Annotated in this window: 18 protein-coding genes; 11 read left to right on the top strand and 7 right to left on the bottom strand. The window is 29.8% G+C overall.

Going from position 1 to position 21,165, the window contains the following annotated elements:
• Positions 1-118 precede the first annotated feature (118 nt).
• Positions 119-1,522: an APC family permease gene (locus BEE63_RS11935; protein WP_066021603.1), complete on the bottom strand. Its 1,404-nt coding sequence runs from the start codon at positions 1,520-1,522 to the stop codon at positions 119-121.
• Between the two features lie 529 nt (positions 1,523-2,051).
• Here BEE63_RS11935 and BEE63_RS11930 point away from each other — a divergent pair.
• Complete coding sequence (locus BEE63_RS11930) at positions 2,052-3,179, top strand: sensor histidine kinase (RefSeq protein WP_207646933.1); 1,128 nt, start codon at positions 2,052-2,054, stop codon at positions 3,177-3,179.
• A gap of 6 nt (positions 3,180-3,185) precedes the next feature.
• Complete coding sequence (locus tag BEE63_RS11925) at positions 3,186-4,103, top strand: response regulator (protein ID WP_066021602.1); 918 nt, start codon at positions 3,186-3,188, stop codon at positions 4,101-4,103.
• Positions 4,104-4,525: 422 nt separating this feature from the next.
• On the opposite strand, the gene BEE63_RS11920 is transcribed toward BEE63_RS11925, so the two are convergent.
• Both BEE63_RS11920 and BEE63_RS11915 read right to left on the bottom strand, forming a co-directional pair.
• The gene (locus BEE63_RS11920) at positions 4,526-5,323 is read right to left on the bottom strand and encodes a YhfC family intramembrane metalloprotease (RefSeq protein WP_066021601.1); all 798 of its coding nucleotides are present in this window, start codon (positions 5,321-5,323) and stop codon (positions 4,526-4,528) included.
• Positions 5,324-5,335: 12 nt separating this feature from the next.
• A complete protein-coding gene (locus BEE63_RS11915) occupies positions 5,336-7,399 on the bottom strand; it encodes a putative ABC transporter permease subunit (protein ID WP_066021600.1) in 2,064 nt (687 codons plus the stop codon).
• Positions 7,400-7,557: 158 nt separating this feature from the next.
• Here BEE63_RS11915 and BEE63_RS11910 point away from each other — a divergent pair, with 158 nt between their 5' ends.
• Complete coding sequence (locus BEE63_RS11910; protein WP_081312534.1) at positions 7,558-7,896, top strand: SdpI family protein; 339 nt, start codon at positions 7,558-7,560, stop codon at positions 7,894-7,896.
• Positions 7,897-8,134: 238 nt separating this feature from the next.
• Here BEE63_RS11910 and BEE63_RS11905 read toward each other — a convergent pair whose 3' ends face one another.
• The 3 genes from BEE63_RS11905 to BEE63_RS11895 form a co-directional block, all read right to left on the bottom strand.
• A complete protein-coding gene (locus BEE63_RS11905; protein ID WP_066021599.1) occupies positions 8,135-9,436 on the bottom strand; it encodes a helix-turn-helix domain-containing protein in 1,302 nt (433 codons plus the stop codon).
• 155 nt (positions 9,437-9,591) lie between these two features.
• Entirely contained in the window at positions 9,592-9,894 is a 303-nt protein-coding gene (locus BEE63_RS11900) for a hypothetical protein (RefSeq protein ID WP_066021598.1), read from the bottom strand.
• Between the two features lie 122 nt (positions 9,895-10,016).
• The gene (locus BEE63_RS11895; RefSeq protein ID WP_066023222.1) at positions 10,017-11,267 is read right to left on the bottom strand and encodes a glycosyltransferase family 39 protein; all 1,251 of its coding nucleotides are present in this window, start codon (positions 11,265-11,267) and stop codon (positions 10,017-10,019) included.
• Positions 11,268-12,296: 1,029 nt separating this feature from the next.
• On the opposite strand from BEE63_RS11895, the gene sufC reads away from it, so the two are divergent.
• The 8 genes from sufC to BEE63_RS11855 all read left to right on the top strand — a co-directional run bounded on the left by sufC (position 12,297) and on the right by BEE63_RS11855 (position 20,551).
• Complete coding sequence (sufC, locus tag BEE63_RS11890; protein WP_066021597.1) at positions 12,297-13,043, top strand: Fe-S cluster assembly ATPase SufC; 747 nt, start codon at positions 12,297-12,299, stop codon at positions 13,041-13,043.
• 12 nt (positions 13,044-13,055) lie between these two features.
• Positions 13,056-14,459, top strand: coding sequence for a Fe-S cluster assembly protein SufB (gene sufB / locus BEE63_RS11885; RefSeq protein WP_066021596.1), 1,404 nt, complete (start codon positions 13,056-13,058; stop codon positions 14,457-14,459).
• A 13-nt stretch (positions 14,460-14,472) separates the two neighbouring features.
• Positions 14,473-15,570, top strand: a complete 1,098-nt coding sequence (gene sufD / locus BEE63_RS11880) for a Fe-S cluster assembly protein SufD (protein WP_066021595.1) — start codon at positions 14,473-14,475, stop codon at positions 15,568-15,570.
• The gene (locus BEE63_RS11875) at positions 15,563-16,789 is read left to right on the top strand and encodes a cysteine desulfurase (RefSeq protein ID WP_066021594.1); all 1,227 of its coding nucleotides are present in this window, start codon (positions 15,563-15,565) and stop codon (positions 16,787-16,789) included. The genes sufD and BEE63_RS11875 overlap by 8 nt, the downstream gene beginning before the upstream one ends.
• Entirely contained in the window at positions 16,779-17,216 is a 438-nt protein-coding gene (gene sufU, locus BEE63_RS11870; protein ID WP_066021593.1) for a Fe-S cluster assembly sulfur transfer protein SufU, read from the top strand. The genes BEE63_RS11875 and sufU overlap by 11 nt, the downstream gene beginning before the upstream one ends.
• Positions 17,217-17,471: 255 nt before the next feature.
• Positions 17,472-18,404 (top strand): DUF1861 family protein, encoded by a 933-nt coding sequence (locus BEE63_RS11865; protein ID WP_066021592.1) that lies wholly within the window; start codon positions 17,472-17,474, stop codon positions 18,402-18,404.
• A 143-nt stretch (positions 18,405-18,547) separates the two neighbouring features.
• Positions 18,548-18,925 carry a BlaI/MecI/CopY family transcriptional regulator gene (locus BEE63_RS11860; RefSeq protein WP_081312532.1) on the top strand — a complete coding sequence of 126 codons (378 nt, stop codon included), beginning with the start codon at positions 18,548-18,550 and terminating at the stop codon, positions 18,923-18,925.
• A gap of 15 nt (positions 18,926-18,940) precedes the next feature.
• A complete protein-coding gene (locus BEE63_RS11855; protein WP_066021591.1) occupies positions 18,941-20,551 on the top strand; it encodes a M56 family metallopeptidase in 1,611 nt (536 codons plus the stop codon).
• A 143-nt stretch (positions 20,552-20,694) separates the two neighbouring features.
• On the opposite strand, the gene BEE63_RS11850 is transcribed toward BEE63_RS11855, so the two are convergent.
• Complete coding sequence (locus BEE63_RS11850; protein WP_066021590.1) at positions 20,695-20,898, bottom strand: hypothetical protein; 204 nt, start codon at positions 20,896-20,898, stop codon at positions 20,695-20,697.
• Between the last annotated feature and the right edge of the window lie 267 nt (positions 20,899-21,165).

Genomic DNA, 21,165 nt, shown 5'->3' with positions numbered 1-21,165 from the left:
ATCGAACCCCTATATAGGAAATCCATATTAACTATTAATTATACATACATCAAAATGCCTTGAAGCTTGGCACTTTGACGCATGAATAAATTAAGTTTTACATTGGTTTTTCTATAAATCATACTACTTTTTCTTTTTCTTTATCTCTATTTATAATAATACTATGCTTTGAACCATACAAGAAGTAAATTACAATTCCAATTAGAAGCCAAGCACCAAATCTTATCCATGTAAAAACAGGTAAATTAAGCATCATATAAAAACAGAAGAATGCTGTTATTAATGGAGTAAATGGTACTCCTGGACATCTAAATTTTCTTTCAGCATTAGGCATTTTATATCTTAACACTATTACCCCAAATGACACAAGTATAAATGCAAATAAAGTTCCTATATTACAAAGTTCCATTATCATCTTAAGTGGTAAAAGTCCAGCTATTAAAGCAACTATACAGCCTGTTATTAATGTACATAATCCAGGTGTCTGATGCTCCTTATTTACATGTGAAAATACTTTTGGTAAAAGTCCATCTCTTGACATAACCATGAAAATTCTTATTTGAGCATACATAACAACTAGTATTGTTGAAATCATTCCAACTACAGCACCAGCTCCAACAAGAGCGGAACCCCAATTTATACCTATACTAGCTAAGGCTCCTGGCAAAGCATTATTTATATCTATTTTAGTGAATGGAACTATTCCTGTAAGAACTACTGCCACAGACATATACAAAATTACAACTGCTCCAAAACACATGAGAAGTCCTCTTGGTATATCCCTTTTAGGGTTTATAGTCTCTTCTGCAGAAGTTGCTATAGCATCAAAACCGATAAATGAATAAAATATAATTGCCGCTGATGCCATTATTCCTTTAAATCCATATGGTGCAAATGGATGATAATTTACTACTTTGATGTGAGTCACACCTAAAATTACAAATAAAACTATTATACAAATTTTAAAAGCAACTATAATATCATTTACCTTAGCACTTTGAGAAACTCCTATATATAATAGAGCTGTAACCACAATTGTTAGTAAAACTGCTGGTAAATCTACAATACCCCCTGAAATAACCGAACTTGTTAATGATGCAGGTAGATGTATATTATAATTTGCAAGTATTCCCATAAGTGTTCCCGACCATGCAGATGCTACTGAAGCCGCTGCCACAATATATTCGAGCATCAAATCCCAACCTATTATCCATGCTACAATTTCTCCAAAAGCAATATACGAATAAGAATATGTACTTCCTGATACAGAAAACATAGATGAAAGTTCACAGAATGTAAGTGAACACAATCCGCAAGTTACTGCTGCTACCAAAAATGCAATAACAACCGCCGGTCCTGCAAGCTTTGCACCCTCCCCTGTAGCAACAAAAATCCCCGTACCTACAACTGCTCCTATTCCTATTGTTGCTAGGTCAAAACTTGTAAGCTTCTTTCTCAATTTACTGCCCTTGGCTTCCTCTTCAAAATCCAACACAGTTTTTTTTCTAAATATGTTACCCATGTGTTTTTCCTCCTATTAACGTTAAGTGTTATACAACTTTTACATAAAACAATACATTTTTTATCTTTTGCAGTAGCCTAAATATTTATTTAATCTATCTTAAATCAACATTTAAATAAAAATTCATTTTTCATTTTAATACGCATTTTTTAATATTATAGTATTAATAAGTTCAATGTTTAAAATTGTACAATTATATAAAAATCGCATGATTATGTGTAAATTATAGAATTGAAACTACTTAATATAACAATAAGTTACAAATAATATATTGAACTTTTTTAAAAATATTATTAAAATATAAAGTTGTATACTTAATTTTAAAATAAAAACAATTGAATAATTATTATATTTGTATTGCACTTTGAGGAGGCACATTTTGAGAAATATTTTATTGAGGAAAAAAATATATACATTTATCATAATGATAATTATAACAACTTTGGCCGGAGAGATTAAAATTTATCCCTTTCAAGATACCTTTAGAGTTAGCTTTGGAACAACCGCTTTTTTGTTTTTTCTTCTGCTAATGAAGAAATCCAGCCCAATTTTTTCAGGTATTATGGTCGGTATTTCTGTAGTATTATTTAGAATATTTTTGTATTTAACCTTTGGTGGAAATACTAGTCTACTTAATGGTTTTATACTTAACTTTCCTGCTTTTTTTTACTACATAACCTATTCTGCATTATTTTATGTATTACTTCGAAAATACTTAAGCCATTACCTTTTGGTTGGATTTTTATCCACCTTTATGGAAATAATCTCAAACTTAGTTGAACTATCTTTAAGGCACATATTTTTAGGTGATCTTTTAAACATGAATATTATCATTGAGGTAGCAATTATCGCAATTATAAGGAGCTTCTTTGTATTAGGCTTCTTCTACGTATTAGTAATTCATGAAAAAGACATTGAGGTAGAAAAGCAGCATGAGGAAAATTCTAAAATGGCTTTATTCATTTCTAATTTATATGAAGAAACGGTTCAATTAAAAAAATCTTTTAATACCTCTGAAGAAATAACGCATGACTGTTATAATTTATATAGAACCCTAAAAGACTCTAATGAAGATTTGTCTAAAAAACTGCTTGATATTGCCGGTAAAATACATGAAGTAAAAAAAGACAATCAAAGAACTTATTCCAGCTTATCAAAGCTAATAACAAATGAAAACTTAGGGGATTATATGAGTATAAACGATATTACAGCTATAATAACCAATACAAACAAAAAATATGCGAATTCTTTAGGTAAAGATATAGAAATACTTACAGAACTTGAGGACATACCAGGCTTGTTTCATCTATTTATAATTTTATCAATTTTAAACAACCTTATTTCAAATTCTGTAGAAGCTATAGAAAAGACAGGAACTATAAAGCTCTCAATAAAAAAACAAAATAACTTTCTACAATTTGTAGTTACCGATAACGGACCTGGAATACCCCAAAGAAAATTAAAACTTATATTTAAAGCTGGATATACAAATAAATATAATTCTCTAGGAAAACCATCTACAGGTATAGGCTTATCTTATGTTGAAGAAATTGTTTATAAATTAGGAGGAAACATAAATCTTAAAAGTCTACCTGAAAAACATATAACTTCTTTTACAATACTAATCCCTGCTGAAAATTTAACCAAGAGAGGATAATATATAATGAATTTTTTTATTGCAGATGATGATGAAGCTATTCAATCAATGCTAACCGATATTATTGAAGATTACGATATGGGAAAAGTTGTTGGTACTTCCACCAGTGGAGAAAATATAACCGCTGAACTTCTTTCATTAAGTAAAGTAGATATACTTATAATAGATCTTTTAATGCCAATGAGAGATGGCATTGAAACAATAAAAAGCTTACGTTCAAAGTTTAACGGAAAAATTATAATGCTTTCTCAAGTAGAGGACAAGGAAATAATAGGTGAAGCTTATTCACTTGGAATAGAATATTATATAACTAAACCTATAAATAAACTTGAAGTTATAAATATAATTGAAAAGTTACGTGAAAATATTAAGCTAGAAAAATCAATACATGACATAAAAAACACTTTAAACATTTTAGATATTGGTAGAGGAACCGCAGTTAAAGAAAATTTTTCTGAGGAAAGCAGCATTAATAATTCAGGTAAATTCCTACTCACTGAGCTCGGAATAATAGGAGAAAACGGAAGTAACGATTTATTAGAAATACTAAGCTACCTTAGCAAAAATGATAATGCTGCAATAAAAGATTTTCCACCACTTAAAGACATATTTTTAAAAGTGGTAAAAAAAAGACTTGGAGAGAATGCCTCTGAAACAGATATAAAAAAAGAAATCAAAGCATCAGAGCAGCGAATAAGAAGAGCTATATCTCAATCCATAACTCATCTTGCTTCACTAGGATTAATAGATTACTCAAACCAAAAATTTGAAGAGTACAGCTCTAAGTTTTTTGATTTTGAAGAGATAAGAAAAAGAATGTTAGAACTTGAGAATGCTGTCACCCCTTCAAAATCTCACGTTAAAATCAACATGAGAAAGTTTATAAAGGTATTCTTCATAGAATCACGAAACCTTGGGAAATAACAAGATGGGAAATAACAACATTTTAAAACATTAAATAAAACTTATAAGTCTAAGCTCCAAATTATAAAAAGACTAAGAATTTTAATAACTCGCTGAGAAAAAGCTTAAACAAATTAAAATTTCTAAGTCTTTTTATAATTTTAAGCAAGGCTTATTGAGTTTTGTTTAAATCGTTTCTAAAATGTTGTTATTTCCCATTGGCGTAAATGCAAGGTGAATTTTTCTCCGTTTCTCTACGAAAAATATTAAAAGCCAAATCAACTCACGCCTAATATTACATAAATATAGATATTTTTTTGTTTTACTCCAAAAATTAATTAACATTTCTAAATTAACTTTTGAAAATAATTGTAAAATACTTAGGGTGGGCAAAATATGACCAAAACCCAATTTATGATAGGATTCATAAAATTATTTTGATGCTATAAATCACTGTTAATTATATCTTCTTTCTTAAAAATTTTCTTTGTTTTTACTACAAATACTATTGCTAATATAAACTCCAAGGCTATAATTCCTTCTACAACATATATACTTTTTATTATTTTGGTCTGATATAGTACCGCAGGGAAATCCACCAAGGCATGTAATAGTATTGCCAAAAATAAGTATATATTTTTTCTATTTCTTATAGCATACAAAACCACCATTGTTAGTCCTAACTGTATTCCAAAGGCAAATATTCTTTCTAATATGGTAATAACTGTAGCACTGGGTGTCATTTGAATTAAGGACTGTTTTACCTGCTTAAGTTGTGCAATTTGTGAGGCTGGAATCTTTGATTTTAATAAAGCATCAAATTTTCCGCTATTTATTAAATTACTATATATTATATATTCTATACTTGTCAACGCTCCAATAAATATAGCCTCTATACCTCCATGGCCAATTCCATAAGCAAGTCCATCCTTCCATTCATGTTTATCCTTCAAAACTGTTTTAAAGGCAATAAACCTTCCTGTTTCTTCAAATACTCCTGCTGCTAGCGCTCCATATACAGAAAATAGTATTGGATTAGTAATAAGATTTCCACCTATGACGATAGAATGAAGAGTCTTTTCTAGTATCTGAGTAAATACAATAAAAACCGCCATTCCAATAAAAACAGGTTTTAAGCTTATCTTTTCCTTCTTCCTAAAATATACTATTAAAGCTATAGGAAATACTGCACATATAACTGCCGCCAGTACCATAAACGTTATAGTAGTAGATTTGACCATAAAAATTCCTCCTTAATGATACAATTTTTTTATTTTCTTATAAACTTCTTCTGTCTTATTGCTATCTTTATAATTTATAATAACAAACCCATCCTTTAATTTTATATATATAAACTTTCCGCTGTCACTTTGAACATATATGTTTCCTTTGCCCATACCATCCACATTAAACTTTCCTCTTTTTTCACTGCCCCAACCAAAGCCCATAACTTTGCTTGAATGCGGAATAGTACTTTTTATATAAACTTTAGTTATATCCTTTAAATTAAACTCCGTAGATTCCATACCTGATTTGATGTAAGCTTTATTTGGGGATATAACAATTTTGGCTTCCGTAGTCTTTTCAACAAGCATAAACACTGCAAAAATAGAAATAAATATTGTTATAATAATTACTCTTATAATTTTATAATTTTTCTTTTTATCCTTATTTTCATCACCTTCACCTTCAATATAATTTGAGCTCACAGCAAACTGCTTAATACCATTTTTTAATAACAGTACTGCAAAACTTACAAAAAGTAAAATGTTACAAGTAAGTAGAAATATAAAATTGCTGTAAGTATCTAATTTTAGCCTATACGAAACAAAAACCATAAACCCATAAATAAATATTGATACAAGCATTTGTATTCCAACATTAAAATTTTGTTTTACTGCCTTAGTTTCGTCATCCCAGTAAAGCTTAGGAAAATATATGTCTATAAATACGCCAAAAGTATTAAAAGCCGCTATTCCAAATACACTTATAAAAACCACCATAGCTACAGTAATTAATTTTAATTTCATGAATACAGCAGCTGTTAATAGACACAAAATCAATGAAAAATAACTCATTAGCGTTCCTACAATCACCTTTGCCATAATTTGAGTTTTATAACTTACCGGAATATACCTTCCAATAAAAAAGCTTTTGCCTTCCCTTGAAATTGATGTAGGTGCTGCCAGATTAAAAATACATAGATTTATAGCAATTGCAGAGACCACCGAAATGTAGAGTGGGTTATCCGAAAATCCACTTGGAACACTTCCCATTTGCCAATATGAAAAAGCAAAAATTCCAGTCATAAACGGTGTAAAGATGACTGCAACTATAACACAATTAAGTAAATATGCCGGAGTTCTATAAAGGTTTCTCCATTCATTTAAGATGGAAGCTTTTAACTTTGATTTTCTATTTGATTGTCTGTAAACCTCGCCTAAAGAAAGCTTCTTTCCACTTGAAGAACTTTCTGTAAGCCCCACTACTCCCTTTAGATACAATCCTTCTGCCATCAATAGAAATATACCTACTGCAATCGCACTTATAAAAATAAATACAAGAATACCTAATAAACCTTTGCCACTATTAATGTTCTTTATAGCATCCGAAGCAAAATTACTAATAAAGAAAGCGTTAGATACTTTGCCTACCACTTTACCATTCTTAAGAATATTAGTACTGTTACCTGAGTATCCGCTGAAATATTGTATTACAATACTCAAGCTTATGGAAAATACTATAGCCAGTATCCCCGCTATTATCTTGAGCCTATCTTTATTTCGGAAAAATTTGCTGAAGGCCATTATAACAATACTAATTAGCGAGCAAATAACTGTAGGTATTACCGGCAATACAATATATATAACTAATGAATATACCCAGTATAGAGGTGTACCCATTTTCATACCAAATCCAATAATACACGGCATAAGCAAAATAAGTTCTATAAAATACTGGTATATCATTGCCGTAACAAATTTTGCGCCTAATACTTTGTAGGGCTCTATTGGCATAGTAATAAAGAAAGCAACATCATCTGCAAAATAATATGTACTAACCACATAAAATATTCCCAAAATAATCATAGCAATACTTGAAGCTCCAAATAGCTGTGAGAACATTAAATCCTGCAAATTATATTTAAGAATAATATCATAGGATTTCATAAAAACAGCTGTAAGCCCTACTACAATTGGAATAAATATTATCGCTAATATAAGAAAGCTTAAGCTCCTCTTTTTAGTATTCATCCCTGAAAGCGTACTCCCGCTGTTTTTTAATAGAACTTTTATCAGTGCTAAAAATTTTTTCATCTTACACATCTCCATAAAACTATTGAATTTTTTGTTATGTGTTATATAATAAGTATAACATATATAATAAAAATATTGAATATATAGGCTTTCTAATTTAGCAATTAATTTGTAAATTAAGTTTTGCTATAGAAATCCTATAAACGGAGGCGAAAACTATGAACAGCACAACTACAATGTTATTAATCGGTTTTGTATGGCTTATAATATCTTTAGCTCTAGCATTAGTTCATCAAGAACACATAACAGGTATTGGATACAAAACTCCATTTGCAATGAAGAATTTGGATACCTGGAATGAAGGCAATAGATTTTTGGGCATACTTGGAATTATATTAGGGATTACTCAGATTATATTAGGTTTTATAGCTTATTTTCATTTATACAATACAAGCGTAATCTTTCCTGTATATACTTTAATTTTTGTTTTAGCAACCATTTTTGTGACAGAAATTCACTTAAGAAAAGTATTTGATAAGGATGGGAAAAGGAAATAAGCTTATTAATAAGTATAGAATTTAGCCAGGTAATATTAAGTTAATTGATTACCTGGCACTCTTATGTAAAAATTAAAACCTTAATGGATTATAAAGGTAACGTTATCATATGTTACCAAGGCATAACAGGGCAAGCAGATATTGTAGGTACACTACAATATAATATTGAAAATGCTATACATAAGCAAATTACTGAGAATAAAATTTTGTGCTTTTTTAAAAGCATATTATCACATCCTTATATAAAATTTTTGCTGAAATTTACTATTTCACTAACGGATTGAAAGTCATTTGATTTTATATATAAATCCATTAGTTTAAATGCAAGCTTAGTATTTAAATTATTTTCTTTAGATGTTAAAATAAACAATTCATTCTTAATGTCGGAAAGCTTCTCCATGTTTTTAGAACTCTTGTATATGTTAGCAAGCTCTAAAATTAAATCTTCCATCAAGTAATAGTGTGTTTGTTTTTTAGTCAAAGATAATGATTTTAGAAAATATTTTTCAGAGTTAAATGAATCATTTAAGCTTTTGTATATTTTACCTAATTCAAAATAAATGTTTGGAGCTGCACTACAGTTATCATTAAGTTTATTAATACTGTCTAGTGCCTTATTTAATTGATTTTTTGCTTTTGTGTAATCTTCAAGTTCCATATATATTTCTATAGTATTGATTAATATTAATGTATTTAATTCATGTTTATTCTTGTCCATATGCCCCAATAATTTATTATATATACTTAAGCTTTCATTATATTTTTTTAATTCTTGGTAACATACAGCTTCTTGTGCAAGAACATCATAATATTTATCCATATTTAAATTTTTTGTTATTAGTTCAAGCTCTGTAAGATTTTTAATAGCTTTGTAATATTTTTTTAATTCTAAGTAGCATAATGCACTATTAAATAAAAATATACATCGATATTCTTCTGTTAAATCGTCATTAAACCAATCTAAAGCAAATTGACAGCATTTTATGTTCTGTCCGTATTCACCCATATAAAAGTATACCATAGATAATTTTCTTAGAATACTTATTGAATCTTTACTATATATGTCAAGTAATGCTTTAGCTTTTTCGTAATATAAGGAACTCTTATAGTAATCATTAATATTACAATAATAATCTCCTGCTAATTCAAAAATAGCTATTTTCTTATCAGTAATATTCCATTTTACTAAAAATTCTTCAACTTCAGTTAATTTAGTGACAAAACTGTTGTCTTTATATACCATTAAATCTTTAAGCTCTTTTATGTACTTACTGAGTATCTTATTAGCCTGTGATTTTTCATCTTCCATTAAAAATTCTATGTTCTCATCAATTGTAATATGCCTTTTATCACAAATATTTTTTAAATTCTTCAATATAATTCCAGCAGCATTTTGGGTCAGATTTGCTTTATCATGTTCTATTTGACTTATAAGATTTCTAGTTATCTCCTTACCTGATATGTCTTCCTGCTTTACATTATATTTTTCTCTTAAGTTTTTAAGTTTTGTACCAATAGACAGTATCTCATAACTTCCCATACTTAAAACCCCTAACTTATAAGTAATTTTTATTGTTTACATTATACCACCAATTGGATAATATGTTAATAAGCTAGTAATTTTTTATCAACTTATTGTAATAACAACAAAAATAGGAATTATGTGTTTATAGATATCATGTGTAATATTTTCCTTCACTCCTTTTCATAGTAAATACCATTTTCAAACTTCCTTACAAACCCACTTGCAGAAAAATCAGGGTACTCAAATTCCCATAAGCATCCGCATTTAAGACATTTATACCATTTTGTAGCATACCATCCCACTTCTTCTACATCACCTTTCCAAGTGTAAAACGGCTTTGTGACTTCTTCCTCTTTAAAAATTTCATTTTCAGCTTGTTCATTGAAAAATTCTTTTAATTCCTCAAATAGTTTCATAGAATCAACTTTTACTCCAACCCGTTCATTGCAATCACAATCTAATTTCCAAACCATTTTGGATTCACCCCCTTCTAATATTTATCTATCAATACTGTATATAAATCATCAATCATATTAATAACTAAAAAAACTGCCCATTAATCTAAAAAAATTAATAGACAGTTTCTTTTTAATATTTAATAAAAAATTGTTTTCTCCCTATCAAATAACTTATCAACCTTTACTATGCTTAGGAAGAAATAAATAAGTAATAATATTGATGGAAAAGCGTATCTCCCCTGTCCTTCTGTTATAAAGTACACACCTGTAAACATGTAAAAAGTTATTAATGCATACAAGGAGAATTTATCGAGTTCGTCGCTTTTGCCCTTTATTATCTTACCTATAACTATGACGCTATAGGCAATAATTCCAACCGTTGCCGGTATAAATACGAGATTTCTTATTAAATTTGTGATTACAAGAATCATATACTCCGCTGTTTTACCAAGACCTGCCCCATTAAAAGTATAAATAATGTCATCACCAACATAATAAGTATTTAAAAGTCTCTTAAATCCAAGTTCTGCAAATCCAAGTGGGTGGGATTTTATCCATTTCTTAGCCGCAGCCGAAAGCATGTGGTTTTTCTGTGTCATATTTGCTTTTTTATATTCCTTCGTAAGAGCAATGGAATCTTTGACCTTTGCTACATCCATCCATCTTCCCCAGGTATTCTGAGAATTATTATTTATGTATAAAACTATTCCTCCGTTATTCGATATACCAGTGTATTGACCCATCATCTTTGTATTTCTATAAACAAACGGCGAAACTACAATGCAACATATAACCAGCACTGTTATTGAATGTATAAGAGGTTTTATAATTTTTCTATCTTTTATAAGTTCCACCAAAAATATAGCAAAGAAAATTGCAATAAAGAATGGCTTCGTCATAGTTTCAATTCCCGTTAAAATTCCTATTATTATATACTTAAATCGGTTGTTAGAAAAATAAACATTCGCGGTTATAAGGAAAAATGTTGTAAAAAATATCTCAACTGCAAGAATACTATTATAAAAAATATTACATGGGAAAAATATAAACATTAAGAATATTATTTTTCTCTTTGCTTCACTAATGTCCAATTTCTTCAAAAGGCAAAAAAGTGTAACATAGCTAATAAGCGTAAGAAATAAATTAAAAACTTTTCCAACTACAATGCTTACTCCGAAAATTTTATATACGTATCCAAGCACTATTGCATATCCAACTGAGGTATAAGTATTTCCCCATGCTCCACCATGTGCAATGCTTTCTGCAAGTGTGTGATAATAATTAAAGTCCGAATAAGGAACTGACTTTACAAACACAACCCATAAAACACACAGTGCAAAGGCTATAATTCCTGAAAACAAATAAAACTTATTGCTTTCTCTATTCATTAATTTAATCAAAAAATTTCCCTCCCAATAATATTCATAGAATACTATAATCTACTCCTTTAATATCTTAACAGAAATAGCCACAAAATAGTATTAAAATTTAATGAAAAATTACGTTATGTGAAGTAACAGTATTTTGAAATATTAAATAAAGCTTATAAGACTAAGCCTCAAATTATAAAAATGCTAAGAAATTTTAATAACTCGGCTTTCGCCTCAAACAAATTAAAATTTCTAAGCCTTTTCATAATTTGAGGCAAAGTCTTATTAAGCTTTATTTAAACAGTTTCGAAATACTGTTACTTCACATTAAGAATAAAAGCAAGGATATCTTTCCTCCGCTTCTCTACGGAAAGCTTTTAATTTTAGGCAGTGTTCAGCAGCTTTTCTTCACCTGCTGACGAGCATAGCAATGTCAGTGCCTAAAATATCATGCAATTTAAATAGTCCTTTACTAAATGAATATTATCATACACGAGGTTTGGCAATTTAGAAAATGCCTATTGGTAATTAAGAAGGATAATGGGTCTTTGACCCAAACCCCGTATAGGATCGTTATCCTTCTTAACTTCAAACAGCCAATCTCTATATTGTAAAAGTTTTATATAAGTCTTTTAATTAAAAACTTAAAATTATTAGTCATAAACATTAAGATAGCCTGTATTTTATAAATAAGGATAAGATTTATAAAATTCCGTAGGCACGGAGGAATTTTTTCCTTGCTTCACCCCTAAAGTAAATTAACATTGATTTGTAACGATTTAAAAAAATTCTAATAAATCTTGGTAAAAAAAGCGTAAACTACTTAGATATTTCAATTTGTCTGAGCTTCTTTTCAGCGAGTTATTGAAATATCTTAGTAGTTTACGCTTTTTTTGCCTTAGATTTATAGAATTTTTTTAATGTTACAAATCAATGTTAATTTACAATATTTATTGACAATGCCATACCTTCGTTATAGAATATAAATATGAATTCCGACTTAAATGGTCAAGATTAAATTTAATATAGTTCAGGAGTGAATTTTTAATGGGAGAAAAACTTTTACAAATTAATAATATACATGCGGAAGCTGACGGAAAAGAAATACTAAAAGGATTAAACTTAACAGTTGGTAAAGGCGAGATTCACGTAGTAATGGGTCCTAATGGAGCCGGAAAATCTACACTTATGAATGTAATCATGGGTCATCCAAGATATAAGATAACTGATGGTAATATAAATTTTGAAGGCGAAGATATTACAGACCTTAAGACTGATGAAAGAGCAAGAAAAGGTATATTCTTATCATTTCAAAGCCCTGAAGAAGTTGCAGGAATAACTGTAGGCGATCTTTTAAGAAGTGCTAGAACTCAAGCAACTGGAAAGCCAATAAAATTCATGGCCTTCAGAAAAGAATTAAAAGAAAAGATGTCTCTTTTAGAGATGAATGAAAAATATTCCGAAAGAGATTTAAACGTAGGTTTTTCAGGTGGAGAAAAAAAGAAAAACGAAATTCTTCAAATGTTAATGTTAAATCCTAAACTTGCAATATTAGATGAAACTGATTCTGGTCTTGATGTAGATGCAGTAAAAATCGTTTCAAAGGGAATAAGCAAATTTAAGAATGAGAACAATTCTTTACTTATAATAACTCACAACAGTAAAATACTTGAATCTTTAAAACCTGATTTTGTTCACGTACTCTTAGATGGAAAAATAGTTAAAAATGGAGATATATCTTTAATGAACGAAATAAACGAAAAAGGTTTTGCTGAATTTAAGAAAATGCTATAAGGAGGTGCCTTTATGGAAGCAAACAAAGACTTGTTTAAGAATCTAGAACGTGGAGTTTATGATATAAAAAATAAAGATAGATACAGCTATAAAGTTAATAAGGGTTTAACACGTGAAATTATCGAAAAAATATCGAAAGAAAAACATGATCCTAAGTGGATGCTTGATTTCAGACTTAAATGCCTTGATGTTTATAACAACATGGAAATGCCTACCTGGGGACCTTCTTTAGACGAACTTGATATGGATAACATAGTAACTTATGTTAGACCTGATACGGAAATGAAGGGAAACTGGAATGACGTACCTGAAGACATTAAAGATACTTTTGAAAAGCTAGGAATACCAAAGGCAGAAAGAGAATCCCTTGCAGGTGTTGGAGCTCAGTATGACTCAGAAGTTGTTTACCACAGCATAAAAGAAGATCTTGTTAAACAGGGAGTTATATATACTGACATGGAAACTGCTATTAATAAGTACGGAGACATAGTAAAAGAGTACTTTATGAAACTTGTTCCTCCTAGTGACCACAAATTTGTTGCTCTTCACGGAGCTGTTTGGTCTGGTGGTTCCTTTGTTTATGTACCAGAGGGCGTTAATGTGGATATTCCACTGCAATCATATTTCAGATTAAATTCACCTGGTGCTGGACAATTTGAACATACTCTTATAATAGTTGAAAAAGGTGCAAAGCTTCATTTTATAGAAGGCTGTTCTGCTCCTAAGTATAATGTTACAAATCTTCATGCAGGATGTGTTGAACTTTATGTAAAGGAAGATGCCACTTTAAGATATTCAACCATTGAAAACTGGTCAAAAAATATGCTTAATTTAAATACAAAACGTGCAATAGTTGAAAAGAATGGAACTATTGAATGGGTATCAGGCTCTTTCGGTTCAAAAATTTCAATGCTGTACCCTATGAGTATTTTACACGGTGAAGGTGCAAAATCAGAATATACTGGTGTAACATTTGCAGGAAAAGGTCAGCACCTTGACACTGGTACAAAAGTTGTTCACGCAGCTCCTTACACATCTTCAACTGTAAGTGCAAAATCAATTTCAAAGAGCGGCGGAACATGTATATATAGAGGTTCTGTGAAGGTAACAGAAAATGCTCATCACTGTAAATCATCTGTATCCTGTGATTCTTTGATGCTTGATGACATTTCACGTTCTGATACAATTCCTTCTTTGGATTTGAATAACGATAGAATCGATGTAGGCCATGAAGCAAAAATCGGAAGAATAAGTGACGATGCTATATTTTATCTAATGTCAAGGGGTATAAGCGAAGAAGAAGCTAGAGCAATGATAGTAAGAGGATTCGTAAATCCTGTATCAAAAGCACTCCCTCTTGAATACGCTGTTGAAATGAACAATTTAATTAAGCTAGAACTTAAAGGAAGTAGGTAGGTGATTTTAAACTATGGAAAAGACTCTTAGTAAAATAAATAATATTCCCGTAAGAACCTGGAAATGGCTCGGGGTTAATAATATAAGCATAGAGAAATCACTACCCGAAGTGGTTCCTTATAATGCTGAGTATGTATCTGAAGTTGAAGAGGCAGGAATTAGAGTAAGTAACCTTTCAAAAAATTTATCAAGTGAATTCAACATGAGTGATTATGCTGGAATAGACGAATCCTCAATTGATGAAGCAAAAAATAATTATAACGCAGGAGTTTTCGTTCATGCATCAGAATATAAAAAATATGATAAGCCTATATTTATAAACTATGCCTTGAATGAAAAAAATAATACTTTAATTGATAACAATATAATAATTGCAGAAGAAGGCAGTGAAGTTACTGTAGTTATAAATTATTCTTCAGACAATGGCATTTCTGCAGCTCATAATGGATTAACTCAGGTTTATGCAAAGAAAAATGCAGTTGTAAATTTGATAAAACTACAGACTCTTTCAGAAAATGTGCTTCACCTTGATGCACACGGCGTTAAAACTGAAGAAAATGCAGTTGTAAATTACACTGCTGTAGATTTAGGCGCAAGCCATGCTGTAATAAATTACACAGATGATTTATTAGGCTTTAAAAGTTCTTCTAATATATATTCAATATATTTAGGGGATAAAAATAGGGTCATCGATATAAATTATCTTATAAACCATCATGGAAAAAACACAACAAGTACTGTAGAAACAAGAGGAGCTTTAATGGATAACAGTAAAAAGACTTTTAGAGGTACTCTTGATTTCAAAAAAGGATGTAAGAAGGCTAAAGGACAGGAAGAAGAATATACCATACTTTTAAGCCCTCATGTAGTAAATAAAACCGTTCCAATACTACTTGCTACAGAAGAAGATGTTGATGGACAACATGCAGCAAGTGCTGGAAGAATAGATGAAAATAAATTGTTTTATATAATGAGCAGAGGCTTTAGCGAAACTGAAGCAAAAAAACTTGTAATAGAAGCTGCTTTCAATCCAATTATAAAAAATATACCTTCAGAAGAAATAAGGGATAAAATTTCTAGCAGTATTAGGAGGAAACTCGAAAATGAATAATGAATATATAAAAGACTTTCCTGCTTTAGATCAGGAATTTAACGGTCATAAATTTGTATATCTTGACAATGCTGCTACTACTCAAAAGCCTGTTTCAGTAATAGAAGCAGTAAATGATTATTATAGGAAATCAAATGCTAATCCACATAGAGGTGCTTATACTTTAAGTGTGAAAGCAACTGATTTATATGAAGGTGCAAGAGAAGTAGTAAAAGACTTTATAGGTGCAGAAAAAAGCAAAGAAATAGTTTTCGTTAGAAATGCAACTGAAGCTCTTAATTTAATTGCTTATTCTTACGGAATGAATTTTATAAATCCCGGTGATGAAATTGTAATTTCAATATCTGAACATCACTCAAACCTTGTTCCATGGCAGCAGGTAGCAAAAGCAAAAGGTGCTGTACTTAAGTACATGTATCTTGATAAAGACGGAATAGTTTCAATGGAAGATGTAGAAAATAAAATAACTGAAAAAACAAAAATAGTGTCCATAACACATGTTTCTAACGTTCTTGGAACTATAAATCCAGTTAAGAAAGTAGTTGAAAAAGCTCACAGCGTTGGTGCCATAGCAATTGTAGATGGAGCTCAAAGCGTACCTCACATGAAAGTTGACGTTAAAGCTTTAGATGCCGACTTTCTAGTATTCTCAGGTCACAAAATGCTTGCACCAATGGGAATAGGCGTTTTATACGGAAAAGAAGAATTACTTGAAAAAATGCCTCCTTTCATGTTTGGCGGCGATATGATAGAATACGTTTGGGAACAGAAAACAACCTTTGCAGAAGTTCCTCACAAATTTGAAGGCGGTACACAAAACGTAGGTGGCGCTGTTGGTTTAACAGCTGCTATAAATTATATAAATAAAGTAGGACTTGATAAAATAGATGCAGTAGAAAAAAATCTTACATCCTATGCTCTTGAACGTATGTCAGAAATACCATACCTTGATATTTACGGCACAAAGGATGTAGCTAAAAAAGCTGGCGTCATATCCTTTAATGTAAAAGATGTTCATCCGCATGACGTAGCTACAATACTTGATTCATACGGTGTTGCAATAAGAACAGGTCATCACTGTGCAAATCCACTTATGAGATACATGGGAGTAAATTCAACCTGCAGAGCCAGCTTCTATTTTTATAATACAAGAGAAGACGTGGATGCCTTAATATTTGGATTAAAAAATACAAGGAAGTGGTTAGGCTATGGATCTTAATTCTATATACACTGAAATAATAACAGAACATAATGCATCAAAACACAATAAACATGAGCTTGAAGGCGCTACTGTAGTTGAAAATGGTCACAATCCAAGCTGCGGTGATGATATAACACTTCAATTAAAGATTAAAGATAATGTCATTGAAGATGCTGCTTTTACAGGAGTTGGATGTGCTATTTCTCAGGCATCTACATCAATAATGATTGATCTAATAAAAGGCAAAACTGTAGATGAAGCAAAAAAATTAGTAAAAACTTTTATAGGCATGATAAAAAGAGAAATAACAGATGATAATGAGCTTGAGATACTTGAAGATGCTTTAGCTTTTAAAAATGTTTCAAATATGCCTGCCCGTGTAAAATGTGCTGTTCTTGCATGGCATACTTTTGAAGAATGTATGAATGATAATAAAAAACAATAATTAGAAAGGGAAGAGATATTAAAAATCTCTTCCTTTTTTAATTATAAGTAGTAATTTTTTGAAATAAATTAACGATAACATGAATGATAAATTTTAAGTTATAAAACAAAAATTTATTATTAACTACATAAACCAATATCTAACTTACTAAGAAGAAATTTTGCTTTAAATGTACGTTTAATTTCATTTGAATATATATATAATAAATACTATAGGAAGTTAGAAAATATAAATTTTTATGCGGAGGATTTATATATGATCACTTTAAAACCAAAGAATATAGACAATCTTTTATATGAATTTAAACAGAGAAATCTTCAGCCTAAAGATTCTCAAAAATTAAATTTTGAAGTTGACGACTTTAAGGATGTATATAATATAACTGCACCATTTAAATACGGAAATGAAATTCTAATAGCTGGAAGAGTTGAAAAAAGAGACAGTGAACTATCTGAAGTTATCTTTTTTAAAAACAAAGAAGGCATCTGGATAAAAAAAACAGACTTGCCAATTTTCAAACTTCAAGATCCTTTTATATCCTGGATTGATGAATATATAACTTTTGGCGGCGTTGAGGTATTATCTGATCCAGTATCGAAAAGCATTTCATCATACAAGACTGTTTTTTATAAAGGTAAAACTTTAAAAGATTTAAAACCATTTGCTGAAGGTCCTGAGCTCATGAAGGATATAAGATTACTACAGTTAAAAAATAGTAAAATTTTAGTTCTTACAAGACCCAAAATAAATAACAATAGTCATATAGGTTATACCTTAATAAATTCACTAAAAGAACTTAATCCACAGGTTATATCAAATGCAACCGTAATTGAGGGTCAATTTGCAGAAAATGAGTGGGGCGGCGCTAACTCAATTTATGAATTACCAAATGGATTAGTTGCAGTATTAGGACACATTGCTAAATTTGATGATTTACACAATAGGCATTATTATTCAATGAGTTTCTCTTTTAACCCGGATACAGGACAATCATCTCCACTAAAAATAATAGCAACAAGAAATAATTTTGGAAAAGCTTCATATAAAAGACCTGATTTAATAGATGTTATATTTAGTGGCGGACTTATAAGAAATAATAATGGATATGCCGAGCTTTACTGCGGTATAAGCGATGCAGAAGCTCATAAATTGACTATAGCTGATCCTTTCAAAGAATATGAACATTAAAAATAAAGCAAACACACTATTGTATTAATCACTATAATTTTCATTTATTATAGTGATTTTTTTAATTTTAATTATTGACAAAATTGTCCTACAGGTGTAGTCTGTAAATATGGATTACATTCGTAGGTAAGGAGGAATTACTTTTGGCAAATACACCTAAAATATCAGATGCCGAATGGCATGTTATGCAAGTTTTATGGAAACAACATCCTGCTACTTTTTCAGAAATTACAGAAGAACTTAATAAAAAGAATTGTACTTGGAGCCCTAAAACAATTCATACACTTATAAGCAGATTAGTAAAAAAAGGAGCTATTGACGTAATAAAAGAGACAAAACATTATCAATATTCACCAGCTGTTACGGAGGATGAAATGACAAATTTAGAAACTGAGTCATTTATAAATAAAATATATCAAGGATCTGTTAATTTATTTGTGTCAAACTTTTTAAAAAAGCAAAAACTAAGTAAAGACGAAATATTAGAACTTAAAAAAATACTTGATGAGAATATGAAGTAAAGGAATTGATAAGATATGTATGTAGTTTTTTCTTTATTTCTTCAGACAATTAAGCTGTCAATTATGGCATCAGTAGCAGCTATCATTATATGGCTCATAAAATTATTATTTAAAAATAAACTTAGTTCTGCTTGGCATTATTATATATGGTTTATTATTATAATTAGATTATTGCTACCTTATTCATTAAGCAGCCCAGTTAGCATATATAATACTGTAAATATTGATAAAAATATGTCAAAGGCCACTATAAATTCAAGTACTACGCAAATCATAAATAATCCAACTACAGTTAATACAAAAGCTAATCATCATAATAATGACTTTAATCAAAATAGTTGTCAAAACATCTTGCACATATTAAGCATAGTCTGGGTTATCGTTCTAGGTATTGCCTGTATATATTTATTATCTATATACACTATATTTTGTTTTAAAATTAAATCAGAAAATGACTTTAGAGATGTTAAAATTTGTGACACTTTGGAACAGTGCAAGAAAGCAATGAATATAAGACGCAATATAAAAATAAAAAATTCTAAGAGTGTACAAACACCATGCATAACTGGTTTAATTACGCCTGTAATATTAATACCTGAAGGCTTAGTTCACAAATTAACAAATGATGATGTAAAATACATAATCATTCACGAACTTGCTCATTTTAAGCGCAAAGATATTCTTATAAATTGGATAGTTATAATATTAAATCTTATACATTGGTTTAATCCAATATTATACTTTTCGTTTAAAAGGCTAAAGCAGGATGCTGAAATATCCTGTGATGCCAAAGCATTAAGTTATATAAAAACTAAAGATCATAAAAATTATGGTAATACAATTATTAATTTAGTATCACTCATTTCACTTCCCACTACAAATCCCTGGGAAGTTACAATGGTGGGTAAATCTCAAATAAAAAGGAGAATTATAATGATTTCTAAATTTAAAAAAGGAACACTAATTAAAACATCACTTGGTATAGCTGCTGCCTGTATAGCATGCGTGGTTATTTTAACTAACGCAAAAAACACAAATCTTTTAGCTACTACTAAAAGTCCAAATGTAAAACATAATAAAGTTGTACAACCTAAAGTTAGTATGGATAGTTCTTCAAAATCTAATAACGTACAAGAAAACAATACTGCTGTGCCAACAAATAATAGTAGTTCTTCTACTAAAAGTAAACCTACTGATAAAAGTAAACCTACTGAAAAAGTTAAAACTACCACAAATACAGTACCTAATAGCCAGAAACAAAATGTAAAATCACCAGCACAAAACAATTCTAAAACTCAACCATCTACAACAAATAATGAGAGTAAAGTTAACAATTCTAACCAAGAAGACGATTATACTCCTGAACAAGCAGCAATTTCAGCTATAAATTATGAGGTAGGACAGAGCAATAAAATCTCTTCCGTCTCAAAAGGTCCAAGTGGTGATGGATATTCTAATTTTACACATGGTGACGTAGGTGCTACCGTCTTTTACTCTACTACTGAAAATGGTAAAAAGTATTATAGTGTCCGTCTCTGTCTTCTATCAGCAAGAAGGAACGGCGGAACAGGAACTATAGACAATTTGCTTATTGCAAAAGATGGAACTTTATACCAAAACAAATAAAGAAATCTTAAAACTTTTTCTTATATTTGCTGTATATTTTTCATTATAATAAACAATAATATAAGGTGAGTGGATTGTAAATTTACAATTGACTTATTATTAATTATATGGAATGATTTAATTTGCAAGTAGTTCTGATAAAGCTACTTGCTATTTTCTTTTTTGTTAGTTTTCTTACTGCTATCTATATCTATCATTAGTTGAGATGAAATTCCTCTTCTATCAGCCTTTATTTTATTTCTAAAGGCAATGCTTTTCTCCTGCCTATAGCAAAAAGCAAGAAGCATAGCAACAATAGACAAAGCAGTTACGCACAAAACTATTAACGCAAAAAAGGTGTAATTCATTCTACCACCTCTTTTCCTATCAATCCTGTCTTTACAATCCACTCATATTCTGGTACATGGAAAAGAGGCATATTACATATAATTAATTTGTACCACTATTAATTAATTTACCCATTTGTTTAATGTTTAAACATTTCAGTATTATAATTAAAGTTAAGTTTACAATATAAAAGGTGTGATTACTAATAGAACCTGTAAAAAAAATTAAGAATGATTGATGAAAATCCTCTATCATTCTTAATTCTTAATTTTTTTTAAAATTTTATG

This window comes from Clostridium pasteurianum (assembly GCF_001705235.1).
In the GTDB taxonomy this organism is placed as follows: Bacteria; Bacillota; Clostridia; order Clostridiales; family Clostridiaceae; genus Clostridium_S; species Clostridium_S pasteurianum_A.
Note: the sequence above shows the minus strand (reverse complement) of the source record. Positions and strands in the feature narration are given on the sequence as shown.